Raw genomic sequence first — 14,250 nt, 5'->3', positions numbered from 1 at the left:
AGCGCGTTAGGAAGAAAGTTACTAAGGAAGCAATTGCAGAAGAAATAATAAGAGAGGTAAAAGAAGATGAAAACTAAACTAATTCTAGACATCAACAAAACACAATACGCACAATTAAACTCCATTGTCACTGGTCGCGTTGGCGATAAAGTAAGTAATGCTGCGGATGTTTATCTAATAGACAGTGGAAGTCCATATAATTTAACAGGATCAAAAGTATTTTTTGAATGTGTAAAGCCTGATAATACAGTTATTCGTGATGATAATGGTGTAAAAATAATTGATGCCGCAAAAGGACACTTTGAATATACATTCCCTACTGAAACGTTCGGAGCAATTGGTAAGGCAAAACAGGCATTTATGTCGATTGAAAAAGATAAAACAGTAAGAGCGACGACGCAAGATTTTGTATTGGTCACATTGCCAGATGCAATGACAAATCGCGTTCCGTCAGAATCTTATATTTCTGATTTAGAAAAACTAATAAAAGAGTTAAATGAAATGGCATTAGAAGAAATAAACAGCCAAGCCGCAGCAGAAGCATCAGCAGCAAAAGAGTTTGCGGAAAAAGCTAATGGATTATCTAATAGTACACAAAAGCAATTAGACGAAATCGTGATTAAGGGTGATTCATCAGTTGAAGCTGCACAAGCTAGAATTGATGAAAAAGGCGTGGTTCACCCTACTTTAAAAGTGCGTATCGATTATGAATCAGAAAAGATAGAAGTTTTAAATGATAAAATTGGAAAGCTTTTTGTCACATATTCTGATTTTGGAGCTAAGCTTGACGGAGTTACTGATGATACTAAAGCTATTAAGGATGCACACTCCTATGCTAACTCTAAAGGTATCCCGGTAGTTCAACGTGAGAGCAAGTTCGTCCTTAACGGTCAGATTAATGTCATGACAGATACAGACTTAACAGGGAGCGTAGTTAAGACTAGTTGGCTACATGATGTCTATGAGTATAGTAGAACAAACATACTGTATAATATCGTTGGAGCAGACCTGATTAATATCACTTCATCAGTAAACCAAGCAGAGTTCAGTAAGGGAGCATTAGAAATTCCAAGTTTAGCAAAAGTGGAAAGCTCCTGTGTTGTCATAGAGTCTACAGCAACTGACTTCATGAGGAACGATGGTGGTAACATCGCTACTGTATATAAGTCAGAGGCTAACATGATAATGAAAAACGATACAGGTACTCTGGTGTATCCTCTCACAAAGGACTACACGAGCGCTACAGGCTTCAAGGTAAGTATCAGAGCGCTTGAGAATAACTTAACTTTCAAGGCTCCTACATTAGAGCTTATCAATGCAGGTATTAGCTCATTCATTAAAACATCGAGAAACAATATAACTATAGAGGGTGGACTAGTTAGAGAAGTATCTAACCTTACAGACTATAAGGCTCCGATGTATTCATTCGTCAGAGGAGAGAAATGCTGTAACATATCAATCTCAAATGTTATTGCTCCAGTGGTAGGTCGCCAGAATAAAACTGGAGAGTATGGTCTAGGCTACTTCTTGATATTCGACAGAGCTTGTGGGATGTACATTGATAAAGCTGAGCAACAATCTGGATGGTCAAGCGTAAATGGAAACTACATGAGAGACATCCGAGTTAAAAACTCTAAGCTAATCTACGTAGGCGGTCACGCTAACATCTATGACTTATTTGTCAGAGACACATATGTATCTAGTAAGATTTCTGCTCACGGTGGTGGACTTATGGAGGTAACAAACTGTACTATCGTTGGTAGTCGTACATCTCCAGCAGTTGAAACTCGATTGGATTACGCAGGAGAATGGGATGGAACTATTCGGATCACAAATTCTAAGACGTTGTTATCTCCTAGGATTCTAACGATGAATCTAGTCAACTACGACTGTGGACGAAAAGTAGTTCTTCCAAACGTTGAAGTGTTTAACTGTACACTTGAAAACTTCAGAGGTGATATCGTTAAAGCAGTTGAGTTCAGAGGATGGACAGGAAACTTTGCGTCTACACTTCCGAGCTTCACCTTCAACGGAGTTATCATGAAGACTAAAAACGATAATGTCCTAAATTTAATAACTATGCCGGAGATAACAAATACAGCAGTATCAGGAGAGATTAAGATAGTAGCTGATAACATTAGACCTGATGAGGGTAGCTACATGCCTAACATCTACACGGGGGCTAGAGCTAACTTTGTAATCCCTAAGATAACAAACCCGAACGTTAAAGTTAAGTTCGATGTCCGTAATAGTATTGCTAATTTCTCAGTGTCAGGTACTTCTAATGTAGAAGCTACTGTGAGAAACTCTGATGCATATATCTTGAGAGCTACAACTGGAGCGAGTGATATTACAACTGTAGGGGAACCACTATCAATTGTTTACGATAACTGTAACCTATATAGATTACCGTCTGACCTTGGAAGCATGACAAACGGTCCCGATAGAGTTAGACTTCAATTCACTAACTGTAGATGGTTACGTGTTAAGAGACCTGACGGAACAATGGACCCTCAGTTGGCTTACTCTACAGAGAACCTAATAAGATACTCACGTAACAACGTAGCTGATCCTCTAGGTAAGCTTCCGGGAACAAATGCTGACAGACTGTTTAACTATACTGACCCTTCAGTATGGAAAACAACAGTATAAACATTGCTGTCAACAAGGTGGATTATTAATATACAATTTTTTCAATAACATTTTCTTGACAAAATGTGAAGTTTTTAAAGGTGAGGTTAATACTTTTTCATCTCCCTTTTATTGTTCTATTAGTCAGGAGCTAGTGCGATTAAATATAAAGAACAATTCGAAAAAAATTCAAATCATAGATAGGGAGGAGCGATGTCGCTTCTCTTTTTATTTTGAGGAGATGAGTTTATTGATTTCAAATAAAGTTTACCCGAAATTAACAAGCATAATATAGTCTATATAAAAATATATAGACGAGGTTGATTAAAATGATTGAAGAATGGAAATTTGGCAAAGGGTTGTTTTACGGTAGTTTATTGTCATTGGGATTTTGGATTATCATATTTGATGCAATATATACTATAGCTAGATAAATGAATGTTAATACAATAAATCAAAGCGTGCTTATAGCAGACTTTTTTATTTTTCCATAAGTCGGTAGTATATACTTTGAAAAATTCACAAGTAGTACACCGCTAGTACACAAAAATAGTATATTCTATGAGAAATTACACATAGAAATAAGAGGATAGATATTATGGAAAAAGACGTTAATTTCTTTGTAGGGTTATTATGGGGGGGCTTATTTTCAATAGTTTTATGGATAGCATTTTTTCAATTGATAGTTTTATTATAAAAAGAATTTAAAAAAGAACAAAATACGGATTGTATAACAAAGAGGGGCGAACAGTCGTATCTCTTTTTTTCTCTACATATGGAAAGTAGTAGTAGTAGTAGTAGTTGTTGGCATATAAAACTCTATAATTCAAAGTTACAGTTAAAGGCATAACTTGAAAATGCATTTAAGATATCATATGTTCAGCAGTTCAACAAGCTGTAACAAGGGCAACTGATGCATGGTTGCTCTTTTATTAATAGTTTTAATGGGAATCTACGTTCTGCTTATGATACAATTGTATTGGTTTATAATTCCAATATTAAATGTAGAAAGGGTTGTGGAATGAATGAGTAATTTAGATCAAACTATTAGTAAATTGAAGGCTTATGTTGGAGAAGATAGTGAAGAAAAGGTACTAATGGAGAAATTTAAAGAATTGGATTCTATTTTCGGAAAGATGCGTAAAGAGTTTCCGAAATCTAGCCAAAAGGAGTATGTGGTAATTAACTTAGACGATGATAAATATATAAAGATTGAAGGTACTCAACTTCGACTCTTTATTAATAAACAAAAAAATATAATAGATGTTGAAAAGCACCATGGTAGTGATGTGACTAAATTGGAGGAGATAGTACTTCAAGATAATGAGTTATATTGCACAGGGCGCGGAGCGAAGTTCACAGAGGATATATTAAATGATTTTATTAGTGAAGCTTTCATAGAAATCCTAGGTTAATAGGTTTAATAGAAGCATTCCTTATGGAGTGCTTTTTATTAAGTGAATATTATAGTATAGAGAACTATCTTTTGAATTGAATAGCGAAGGAGAGATAATGCTTTGGATAAACTTATAAACGAAATTATGAGCAGTTTGGATAATAAAAATTATTTATCTGCTTTAGCTTTAACACTTACACTACCTGATATTTGTGGAAAAATTGCATATCCTGAGATAAAGGGAAGTGGAGCAGTGGGGAAAAGATATGCGCAATGGTATAACGAGTACATACATAAATTCGAAAACCCTGATGGAATGGAAAGTTTCGATAGGTTTGATGGTGATGCGGTTTATAAGTTGCGTTGTAATTTTCTCCATGATGGGTCAAGTGATATCGGAGAGTATATGAAAGAAAAATATAATCAGACAGAGTCTAAGAATTTTGTTTTCGAGTTAACAGATACTATGACCTCCTACAGTAAGTCTTGGGAAAACAGTGAAGATGATTGTAGTATAAGAATTGAAATAGGAGTAATCGACTTTTGTCGTAAAATGTGTTGGGTTGCTGAGAATTTTTATAATAAAAACTCGAAACAAGATATTTTCAATAATATTATTATATCTGATGATCTATATAAGATTTTGCGGTTTAATGCTTCAAATGAAGCGTAGGAATATAAATAATCAATAGTTATATAAGGTCACGTTTAAATAACGTGGCTTTTTATTATGCAATAAAGGGGGATTGCAATTATCATGTTTTATACTAAGCTGTAGCTTTTAAAGGTATTAACATACTTCAAAGCAAATTTATCCACATTAATAAATAATCCAGGATAAATTGCAAACAAAAAAACGCCATTAAGGCGTTTAAATATACGGTTTTTTTATTCAACGTTGAAGCGTAAAGTGATTGAAACTCCTAGTGTAAGTTCAGTAATTACAACTACATCTTTGTCTTTTTCATCACCATAATCAACTGATTTTGTTTTTCCGCCTACAAAGTTAGCTAAAATACTTGTTATTGATTCTGAGTCTAGTAATTTGCCGATCTCAATATTTTGCTTCTTTGGCACATACCCCTTTAAACTCCATTTTGTACATTTTGTATTTCATTCAATGTTGAAGACATTATATCTACATAATCTATCATAGCACCTATGTTTAACTTGGCTGTTTCAGTATCATTTTCATTTAAAGCTATAAATGCTTGGTCTACCATTTGTTTAATTGCTCTTGCATCGTCTCTTAATTGAACTTTGAAGTAATCATACTCCTTAGGAGGTTCTATACTTGCTAGTCTATTAGCTCTCCCACTTACTCTACTTAATTCTCCCTTTAATCCTGTTTGAGTTGTTTTCCACGTTCCATCTTTTTCAGCTAAGGATTTAATAGATTGAACTGCCGTCTTTAAGTCATTAGAAGTATCCTTAATATCTTCTTGATACTTCTCTAAAGGAGAAGATGCACTAGAACCTTTAGTTAACTGCTTATCTCTATACTCTCTTTCCTCAGCTAGTGTTCTACCTTCTCCAATTACAGCTTCTTTTACTGTTTTATCGTTTGAGACTTCATTTTTATCTGTATCTTCTTTCTTTTCCGTTACCTCTTTTTCTTCCTTAGCTTTCTTTTCAGCAAGCAATTTTTCCTTTTCAGCAAGCAATTCTTCTTTTTCTTTGTATAGCTTATCTGCTTCTTTGTCTATTGACTCGTCTTTCTTCTTTTCCGACTCTGAAACCTTTAAGCTATCAGTCTTCTTCTCTTCTGTATTGTCCTTAGAACATCCTACCCATGCTACTAACATAAGTGGTAATGCTAAAAAACATATTAGTTTCTTTGCTTTCATTGTGTATACTCCTTTTTAAAAGAATTGTAATTAATTAACATATGAAACTATAACATAAATTACATAAATAAGATATGTGAATATTTCATCCTTAAGAGGGGTTTTGAGAGTTTTAACAATATGAAAACATGTATTACGGTTGTAGAGAATCCCGCTCCTTATGCTTTAAAAAAATCCCTTTATTGGTTCCTCAGCGTTTGGGGGCTTTTTTATGCTTCCATAAACTCTTTATCAAAGAAGTTGTTTACGTAACTGATTATTTTTGTAAAGGTATTAATAAATCTCAAAGCGAACTTATCCATATTCATAATGAAAGGGTGATGAAATGATTATTAGAGAAGGTATTGAAGTCACTAAAATAACCTTAGATGGTTATGAATTACCAATTCCAGAAGGATATTCTGAGTTTCTACTTCGTGCTGGATACTGGCGAGTTGGTGAGAAAGTAGAAAGAATTAATTATGAGGAAATTCTAGCGGATTATGATAGAAAAGTTGTTCTGGAAGATGGTAAATTGTGTATGATACTCACTTACAAAGGGGATAAAAAGAAAAGGGGTAAAAAATCTCATGAATGAAAGGGGAAGATCTTATAGAAAGAAAAGAACGAACTATATTAGATAATCTATCAAGTGAGGAAGCCGCATTAAAAATGGCAGAGTTTTTTATGAAAATATCAGTACCTCGTATATTGGCTGCTCGTAAAGCTGAAGAGAAAGTTTTAAAAAAATAGGTGAATTGGATGGAGAAATGATTTATATCCAAGTATGAACATTATGTTTAGAGGTAAAGAGTATGGCATAACTCGAATTGATGATTTTGAAGGTGATAAACAAGATTTAGTTATCGATGCTTATGTAATTAAATAGGATGGAGGACTGTCCAAAGTTGGACTTACCTTTTTCAGTGGGGTATGCTCAAAGTTGAGCTGTCCCCGTTTTTGGCTAAGTGGGTTTGAACCACCGGGTTATTAGTAATAGAACAAGAACAGTAATAAGAAAAAAAGGGGCTATCTTCCTGATGGGGAGTCGCCCCTTATTTAAAACACAACAATTGACGTATTTTATCAAGAATCTACAGTTGTTTTTAATATTTCGAATTTCCCTTGTTTATCCACGGTAAACATGACATTATTATTACGACTGTCCGTTCCTCCTATGGTTGTTTCATTAGGGCTGGAATACATGGTCAGAACAGCTATCTTATAAATGCCCTCTGTTAGCACGTGGCTCTTTTCGAAATCATCCATAATACTTTGAGCATTGGGAACAGTTTCACTATTTTTGTAGGTATTGTAATAGTAATTAAAATTGATAACTCCTATATAATTAGCATGATCTATAGATTTACTATCTTTTAACATTTTCATTATGTTGTCAGTGTTTATTTTTTGATCGCGTTTGAAATTTTCAATTAATTCCTTTTCCTGTTGTCTATCTATATGTATATCTAAATAGTAATAGAAATTTGGTTTCTTTTTATCATAGGAGAATTCACTTAATAAGTTATACTTTTTTATCATCTTATCGGATTGTTTCAAAACATCACGATGTTGTTCAACATAAGCTCCTTTGAATATTTCTAGAAAAACATCATCGCTTCCATTTTTAACTATTTCATGTGATTCTTTGTCTACAATTAAATAAGCAAGAGTGCGGTATGGTTTTTTTATTTCCACGTAAGTCTCTTGATCAGAAGCTCCAAACCCACTATCAGCAGAAAGAATTTTAAAATCCCCATTCTTTATCCCGTAGTTTTCGGACAAATAATCTCCTATTGGTTTTTCTAATAGTTTTGTGTCTGTAGAGCAACCATTTAATAGGGATAGTGGTATGCCCAGTAATAAGATAAAAACAGTTACTTTTAGTTTCCTCATTCTTCCCCCTCCTTGAACTATATTTTACCATTTTTAAGAATAAAAAGGGGATCTCTCTTGTGAGAAGTCCCCCTTTTTTAAAAATACAACAATTGTTGTGTTAACATCAAATGGATGCGGGTATGTGTTTAACAGCGATTTTAATATTTAAAAGTATAGGGGAATTGCTCTTATGGAAAGAAAAGAATAAGCTGTGGTGGATAATTCATCAAGTAAAAAAGTGAACGCATAAGGAAAATATTCGTTCACTTTTATTTTACTCTTTATAAATGTAGCTCATAATTTCCGTCAGTACTATCGGGCTTTCTAAATATTTCCTCGAATGGACCAACTTTTTTGGAAAAGCCATTTTTTAATGCAAAGTGGTAACCTTCTTCAGTTATAACTTCCTGTAATACTAATCGCTCGAAGCCTTTTTCTTTAGCAAATGTTGTAAACCATTCAAGAACAATACTTCCCTTACCTTGATTACTTGGTGTAATGTTTATAGCGGTAATCGCCAAGTATGGATCTGGGGAAAACTCACTTCTAAGGTTAATGGTAACCTTATGTTCTTTAGATGAAATATTTAAAGAATACTTAGAAAGACCTTCTATAAATATTATTTCATCTTGTACTAATTCGTCTAATAACATTTTTAATTTTTGAAAGTCTTGTACATGAAGAGGTATCTTGTTGAATTTTTCTGTCAAAATAAGTAACTCCTTTTAATTTTATTAGAATAAATATCATTATATCTGAAAATACAAGGGTTGCGTGGAGAAATTAGTATTTGCTCAAGGGTATTTAAAAAGTTTCCCCTTAGATGGATAAAGGAACAATGAAAAATTTTGAAGAATAGCAGGGCTAATAATTATTAACTATAAACAAGATAAATGTACTATAGATCTACAGAGTTTTTTATTGTTTTTTTACACTTATCCATTTCTATACACACGCCAGCCTTTTATATTTTTGGTCCCTAAATAGCCCCACTTAGCCCCAGTAGTATTCTTATTTATGCTCTATCTTGCAATATAAATGATAAATAAAAAAAGCCCATAACCCTTAATTAACAAGGGTTATAAGGCTTTTAATACTACTCTTTGCAGAGTTCCGATTCTATTAAAAACAGAATTCATCTCTTAAAAATACTAAATAATAGGTTAGCGTATTATTTATCGTGGGCTGTGAAATGTCATTGTTCAAATTAGTAATAACCTATTTATTTTTATTACAGTTACATCCTTTTTTCTTTACGTAGCCTTGTTGAGCTAAATCTCTTTCCGATTGGGAACTGAAAGATTGAGAATTCGAAGATTGAGAGGACGCTGATGAACTACTATTTTTATTATTAGAGTAGTTTTTTCGATAGTTATAATTACTCATAGTGCTATCACCTCCAATGAAATATATAAATATTATATGTATGTACTCTATTAATTGTTCCGAAAGAGAATACGTAATTGGTATATAAATAAAAAATCTCCGAGGTATTTTCCAAGGAGATGAATAATTTTTTTGCTAGTAATGAATGAATTTAATACCCCCAATAAGGAGGGAAATAGTATGAGTCTTGGTAATATAGATTTTGTTGTTGAGAAGGAGCTTGAGTTGATTGGTTTATCGTTCCTCGGTTTTGATTACAATTTGTTGGTGGTCCAATTACTGTAGTGGATTGAATTGGAGATATGGCTTGTTTCCATTGTTGTTCATCAAGACAATAAGTATGAGCCATCATATTGGCAGGAGTTAATCTTAAAATATCAGATCCAAAAATAACTTCTGGTGTTGGGGCATCGAAAATAGCTAATAAATGTGTGTTATCTGTTGTGGCGATTTCATAATGCCACCAAGCTTGTGGGATATTAGCGACTTGCCCTGGTTTTATAGGTAAGTTTAAAATTTGATTCGTAAACGGATTAAGTAAAGAAACGACAGCGGACCCTGAAATACAGTAAACGAGTTCAGCTGCATTTTGATGGATATGTGGTTCTACAACATTACCTGTACTTAAATATATATCTAATAAAGAAGTGTTTTCTAATGTGTTTAATTGTTTAATGCCAAGTACGTTTATATAATTTTTGGAATCTTTCTTAAAAAAATTACTTTTATTTAAATCATGGGTGAAATTGGTTGAGGGGGAAGTGTAGTCAATATTTGAAGTCAATTGTATTACCTGCCTTTCTATTTGTATGTCATTGTACGAAATTAGGATATGAGTCTAGTTTTTGTAATGTGCAATTCTAGGCATAATATTAGATCTGCCCTCTCAAGATTGCCAAAATTCGTGAAGTTGAGCGACGGATTTTGAGTGTCACTGTAAGATTGAAATTTAAGAACTGAAAAAAACAGGCTAAGTAGTTAGAATCGATGTTAGTGTAAAAACTTTGCGTACTTTTAACTGGAGAAGTATTTCGTATATATGAAATTAAGGTTAATTAATAATCTATCATTAAACTATATTCGTATAGCCTTTCATACTTTCGATTGATGAAATATATGGAGAGGAATAGTAATTTATAGTTACACCAATCGTAAAGGAGCGAATGACTATGTCATTTAGTGAAATGATTAGAAAAGAAGTGCTCAGCTGGACAGGTGTTTCTGAAAAATCGCATCGATTTGGAGACATTGAAATAAATTATGGTAAGAAAGAACTAGGTCATCTTCATGGTGATAAGTTAGCTGATTTACCATTTCCAAAGCTAAATCGGGATGAATTAGTTAATCAAGGATTAGTTCAACCACACCATGTATTACCTGAATCAGGATGGGTTAGTTATTATATAAAGAGTGAAGAGGATATTCCGTTTGCTATTGAGTTATTTCGTATGCAATATGATCGGATTACAAAAAAATAATTAAATAAAGTAGATAACATAAAAATATATTCTCATGTCACATCCTTCCTTCATCGTTCGTCTTGTATGTAGAACGATAAGGAGGGATTTTGTTATGAATAAATTTGACGTAGTCATTGTTGGCGGTGGGCTTGCTGGGTTAATAGCATCTATATATTTAGCGAAAGCTGGAAAGAAAATGATTGTATTAGAAAAGTCTAGTCGATTTGGTGGTCGAGGGATGACTATAAATAAAAATGGGATCTGCATGAATCTTGGTGCACATGCCTTATATAGAGGAGGAGCAGCATTTTTAACTTTTAATGAGCTCGGTATGAATCTTCCGGGTGGAATACCATCTACAAAAGCACATGGAATATGGAAAGGGGATATATTCACCATCCCAACAGATTTTCGCTCTATTTTAGCAACACCACTACTTTCGTGGTCTGCAAAAGTACAATTCTCACGTCTTATGATTGGTTTAGGGAATTTAGATGTAGGAGAAGTTCCAAAAATGAGCCTAACTACATGGGCAGAAAAAGAAATACAGAATCCCATGGTACGAAATATGTTTTATGCGTTATGTCGAACAACTACGTATACGTATGCTCCTACAATGCAATTAGCATCATCAGTACTAAAGCAAATTCAGCTTTCTATGAAAGAAGGAGTATTTTATGTAGATAGTGGCTGGGAGACGATAATAACAAAATTAAGAGATATAGCGAATAATGTTGGTGTGCAATTTTTGGCTAAAAAGCATGTTTTGGAAATAGAGCATTACGAAGATAAGCAAAGAATACATTGTTTTGACGATGAGGTATTTGAAGTAGGTACAGTCATCGTGACGACTCCACCGAAAGAGGCTTGTAAAATAATAAAAGGGGCAGAAGGAACAAGTTTGCATAGATGGAGTGAACAATCGGTACCGGTTACTGTTGCTGCATTAGATATTGGTTTGAGACGATTACCCAATCCTACACATCAATTTGCATTAGGGTTAGATCAACCTATATTTTTCACGAATCAATCAAGAGCAGCTAAATTAAGTGAAGATGGATCCATTGCAGTGAGTCTAATTAAGTACCATAATCCTGCGCTAGAGATGAATCATATTCATGAAGATAAAGTACAGTTAGAAAGTACGATGGAGCTGTTACATCCAAATTGGAAAAGAGAAGTTGTTGCACAGCAATATTTACCGAAAATAACAGTAGTACATGATTTTTCTCATATTGGCCGAGTTGAAAATCCGGGTCCTAATATACCTGAAATGCCAGGTGTATACGTTGCAGGAGATTGGACTGGACATGATGAATTATTAGCTGATGCTGCGGTGGCAAGCGGAAAACGTGCAGCGTTACACATTATAAAGCAATTAGAAAGTGAGGCTATTCATCATGGAAACGGAGCAATTGTATGAAGCACATAAACCTCTATTGTTTTCTTTAGCATATCGAATACTTGGGAGTGTTATGGATGCTGAAGATATAGTCCATGACGTATTTATCTCATTAAATAATTTAGAAGATGTTCAGTCTGTTGAAAATATAAAAGCATATTTATGTAAAATGGTAAGTAATCGTTCAATTGATAAATTGCGTTCTGCGGCACATAAGCGGAACGTATATGTCGGAATGTGGTTACCCGAGCCATTTGTGGAAGAGAGTGATGAGGCATCAGAGTCATACGTAATGAAAGAATCTCTTTCTACGGCATATTTATTACTTTTACAACAACTGTCTGAGGTAGAAAGGATTGTTTTCATATTAAGAGAAGTTTTTAGTTATGATTACGAAGAAATAGCATCAATAGTTGGTAAGAGTAGTGTGAATTGCCGGAAGATATTTCAGCGTGCACGAAAAAGTATTTTGGATAAACCAAATCAATCAAAATTAAGCACGAAGAAAATGGCTGCTTATGTTGAAAAATTTGTATCATCATTACAATGTGGGGATGTGCAAGGCATGTTAGAAGTATTAAAAACAGATGTAGTATTCAAAGCAGATGGTGGCGGGAAAGTTACTACCGCTATTAATCCGATTTATTCTGCAGATAGAATAATACGCTTGTTCTTTGGAATCGTAAAAAGGTTACCAGCAGAGTACGCTGTTGATTTCAAAATGGTAAATGGTGCACCAGGGGTTATTGTTACAATAAATAATAAAGTGACTTATGTGCTTTCATTTGCATTTCATGAGGGGGGAATTTCAAACATTTATATGATGGTTAATCCAGAAAAACTTATGCATTTAAATAAAAGTATATAATATAAAGACGTACTTCAGAAGAAGTACGTCTTTATTCATTTATCTCGTTATTTGCGAAAAGTAAGATTTCATCCTCAAAACTAAGTGAGAGTATAGAGGTTAGTTGGGCGAACGAAGTTTTATTTTATTTTTCTAACATTTCAAGAGGTACATCTTTTTCGCCAGCTACCTCGAATTTAATTTCCCCGTCTTCTTCATAAATGCGTTTAATAATCGGTATAGTTATCATTAGTTTTTTATGCTGTTTACGTCTTCTAGCAGCATCTAAATTAATCACGTTCATGTGTAAGCATCCTTTCTCACAGAAATATATAAACAAAAGAAAATGCGTCCAAAAAGGGCGCTTAGTTGAATTAGAAATACCGATTCATTTAAATGGGGTTTAGATTATTTTATAATTGAAAACTGATTGTAAAATAATGTGAATGAAATAATTGCACGTAGAAATTAACTTTACCAAAAAACGAAACAATATGCTATAAAAAAATTAATTCTTTGTCATATAACAGGAAAAAGGTGTGCATTTCGCATATAATGAAAAGTAGACGGGCATCATGTGTTTTTTCATCATATTGCTTGGAAAGGCGATGGAGAAAATGAATACTCTAGATTCATTATTATTGCAACTTGAACAATATGGAGAAGAGCATGATCGACATAAAGAAAAACGAGAAGAAAAATTAAGAAATATTTCTCGTGAAATGGGACAGTTTTTATCAGTATTAGTAAAAGGGTGCAATGCAAAAAAAATTTTAGAAATTGGAACTTCAAATGGCTATTCTACATTGTGGCTAGCAAATGCGGTAGAAGAAACAAATGGAAATGTTACAACAGTAGAACTATCTTCAGAACGGGTTGGAGAGGCACTTGAAAATTTTGGGAAGGTAAATCTTACACAGCGAATCGATATTCATAATCAAGAGGCTGGGGCATTTTTAGATTCGCAAGTAGATCGTTCATTTGATTTTATTTTCTTAGATTCAGAGCGCTCACAATACATGTGGTGGTGGGAACATATAAAACGTATTTTAGAGCCAAAAGGTTTTCTTGTAATTGATAATGCAACTTCTCATGCGGAGGAATTAGCAGAATTTATAAAGATGATTGAAGAAGATGCTACGTTTGAAACAGTGTTATTAGCTTTTCAAAAGGGAGCATTTGTTGCGCGGAAGAATAATTAGAAGTGGGCCTAATATAATTATCACATTGAAAGATAGCATATGTCAAAAGATAGAGCATTGTATGAATTTAAGAAGGTAACTAAATGGAACTTCAAATTAATATTCAGTGGTGATAAGTAAGGTGAGCTGTGAAGAATCCGTCTTCAGCATGTTGTTCTCTAGGTCTTAAGTCTGAGGAAAATAATGTTGAGAACATGTATACTTATACTAAGAAACAGGGAA

Annotated in this window: 15 protein-coding genes; 9 read left to right on the top strand and 6 right to left on the bottom strand. The window is 33.6% G+C overall.

The genetic code is table 11. The features are described 5' to 3' along the window. Positions 1-66 precede the first annotated feature (66 nt). From ACFWDE_RS06660 to ACFWDE_RS06650, 3 genes are all read left to right on the top strand, one after another. Positions 67-2,652, top strand: coding sequence for a BppU family phage baseplate upper protein (locus ACFWDE_RS06660; protein WP_377890944.1), 2,586 nt, complete (start codon positions 67-69; stop codon positions 2,650-2,652). A 1,004-nt stretch (positions 2,653-3,656) separates the two neighbouring features. Next, positions 3,657-4,046: a DUF3942 family protein gene (locus ACFWDE_RS06655; protein WP_377890942.1), complete on the top strand. Its 390-nt coding sequence runs from the start codon at positions 3,657-3,659 to the stop codon at positions 4,044-4,046. A 102-nt stretch (positions 4,047-4,148) separates the two neighbouring features. Next, positions 4,149-4,700, top strand: coding sequence for a hypothetical protein (locus tag ACFWDE_RS06650; RefSeq protein WP_377890940.1), 552 nt, complete (start codon positions 4,149-4,151; stop codon positions 4,698-4,700). A 215-nt stretch (positions 4,701-4,915) separates the two neighbouring features. Here ACFWDE_RS06650 and ACFWDE_RS06645 read toward each other — a convergent pair whose 3' ends face one another. Further along, a complete protein-coding gene (locus ACFWDE_RS06645) occupies positions 4,916-5,104 on the bottom strand; it encodes a hypothetical protein (RefSeq protein ID WP_377890938.1) in 189 nt (62 codons plus the stop codon). An 8-nt stretch (positions 5,105-5,112) separates the two neighbouring features. Next, positions 5,113-5,874, bottom strand: a complete 762-nt coding sequence (locus tag ACFWDE_RS06640) for a DUF6376 family protein (protein WP_377890936.1) — start codon at positions 5,872-5,874, stop codon at positions 5,113-5,115. Between the two features lie 325 nt (positions 5,875-6,199). Here ACFWDE_RS06640 and ACFWDE_RS06635 point away from each other — a divergent pair, with 325 nt between their 5' ends. Continuing rightward, positions 6,200-6,451 carry a hypothetical protein gene (locus ACFWDE_RS06635; protein ID WP_377890934.1) on the top strand — a complete coding sequence of 84 codons (252 nt, stop codon included), beginning with the start codon at positions 6,200-6,202 and terminating at the stop codon, positions 6,449-6,451. Next, positions 6,448-6,606 carry a hypothetical protein gene (locus tag ACFWDE_RS06630; protein WP_377890932.1) on the top strand — a complete coding sequence of 53 codons (159 nt, stop codon included), beginning with the start codon at positions 6,448-6,450 and terminating at the stop codon, positions 6,604-6,606. Before ACFWDE_RS06635 ends, ACFWDE_RS06630 begins: the two co-directional genes overlap by 4 nt. Before the next feature lie 333 nt (positions 6,607-6,939). On the opposite strand, the gene ACFWDE_RS06625 is transcribed toward ACFWDE_RS06630, so the two are convergent. The 3 genes from ACFWDE_RS06625 to ACFWDE_RS06615 all read right to left on the bottom strand — a co-directional run bounded on the left by ACFWDE_RS06625 (position 6,940) and on the right by ACFWDE_RS06615 (position 9,901). After that, entirely contained in the window at positions 6,940-7,749 is an 810-nt protein-coding gene (locus tag ACFWDE_RS06625; protein ID WP_377890930.1) for a hypothetical protein, read from the bottom strand. 263 nt (positions 7,750-8,012) lie between these two features. Beyond that, positions 8,013-8,441, bottom strand: a complete 429-nt coding sequence (locus ACFWDE_RS06620) for an N-acetyltransferase (RefSeq protein WP_377890928.1) — start codon at positions 8,439-8,441, stop codon at positions 8,013-8,015. A gap of 827 nt (positions 8,442-9,268) precedes the next feature. After that, positions 9,269-9,901 (bottom strand): cupin domain-containing protein, encoded by a 633-nt coding sequence (locus ACFWDE_RS06615; RefSeq protein WP_377890926.1) that lies wholly within the window; start codon positions 9,899-9,901, stop codon positions 9,269-9,271. A 385-nt stretch (positions 9,902-10,286) separates the two neighbouring features. Between ACFWDE_RS06615 and ACFWDE_RS06610 the strand changes: the two genes are divergently transcribed. The 3 genes from ACFWDE_RS06610 (at position 10,287) to ACFWDE_RS06600 (ending at position 12,847) form a co-directional block, all read left to right on the top strand. Then, positions 10,287-10,595 carry a luciferase domain-containing protein gene (locus ACFWDE_RS06610; RefSeq protein ID WP_377890924.1) on the top strand — a complete coding sequence of 103 codons (309 nt, stop codon included), beginning with the start codon at positions 10,287-10,289 and terminating at the stop codon, positions 10,593-10,595. 94 nt (positions 10,596-10,689) lie between these two features. Continuing rightward, positions 10,690-12,000, top strand: a complete 1,311-nt coding sequence (locus ACFWDE_RS06605; RefSeq protein WP_377890922.1) for a phytoene desaturase family protein — start codon at positions 10,690-10,692, stop codon at positions 11,998-12,000. Next, entirely contained in the window at positions 11,978-12,847 is an 870-nt protein-coding gene (locus ACFWDE_RS06600) for a sigma-70 family RNA polymerase sigma factor (protein WP_377890920.1), read from the top strand. Before ACFWDE_RS06605 ends, ACFWDE_RS06600 begins: the two co-directional genes overlap by 23 nt. 124 nt (positions 12,848-12,971) lie before the next feature. Here ACFWDE_RS06600 and ACFWDE_RS06595 read toward each other — a convergent pair whose 3' ends face one another. Further along, complete coding sequence (locus ACFWDE_RS06595; RefSeq protein ID WP_002085567.1) at positions 12,972-13,130, bottom strand: hypothetical protein; 159 nt, start codon at positions 13,128-13,130, stop codon at positions 12,972-12,974. A gap of 304 nt (positions 13,131-13,434) precedes the next feature. Between ACFWDE_RS06595 and ACFWDE_RS06590 the strand changes: the two genes are divergently transcribed. Then, complete coding sequence (locus ACFWDE_RS06590; protein WP_377891084.1) at positions 13,435-14,028, top strand: O-methyltransferase; 594 nt, start codon at positions 13,435-13,437, stop codon at positions 14,026-14,028. Positions 14,029-14,250: the final 222 nt, after the last annotated feature.

This window comes from Bacillus sp. NPDC060175 (assembly GCF_042728695.1).
Lineage (GTDB): Bacteria > Bacillota > Bacilli > Bacillales > Bacillaceae_G > Bacillus_A.
The sequence above is the reverse complement of the archived record's forward strand: the minus strand, read 5'-3'. Positions and strand labels throughout refer to the sequence as shown.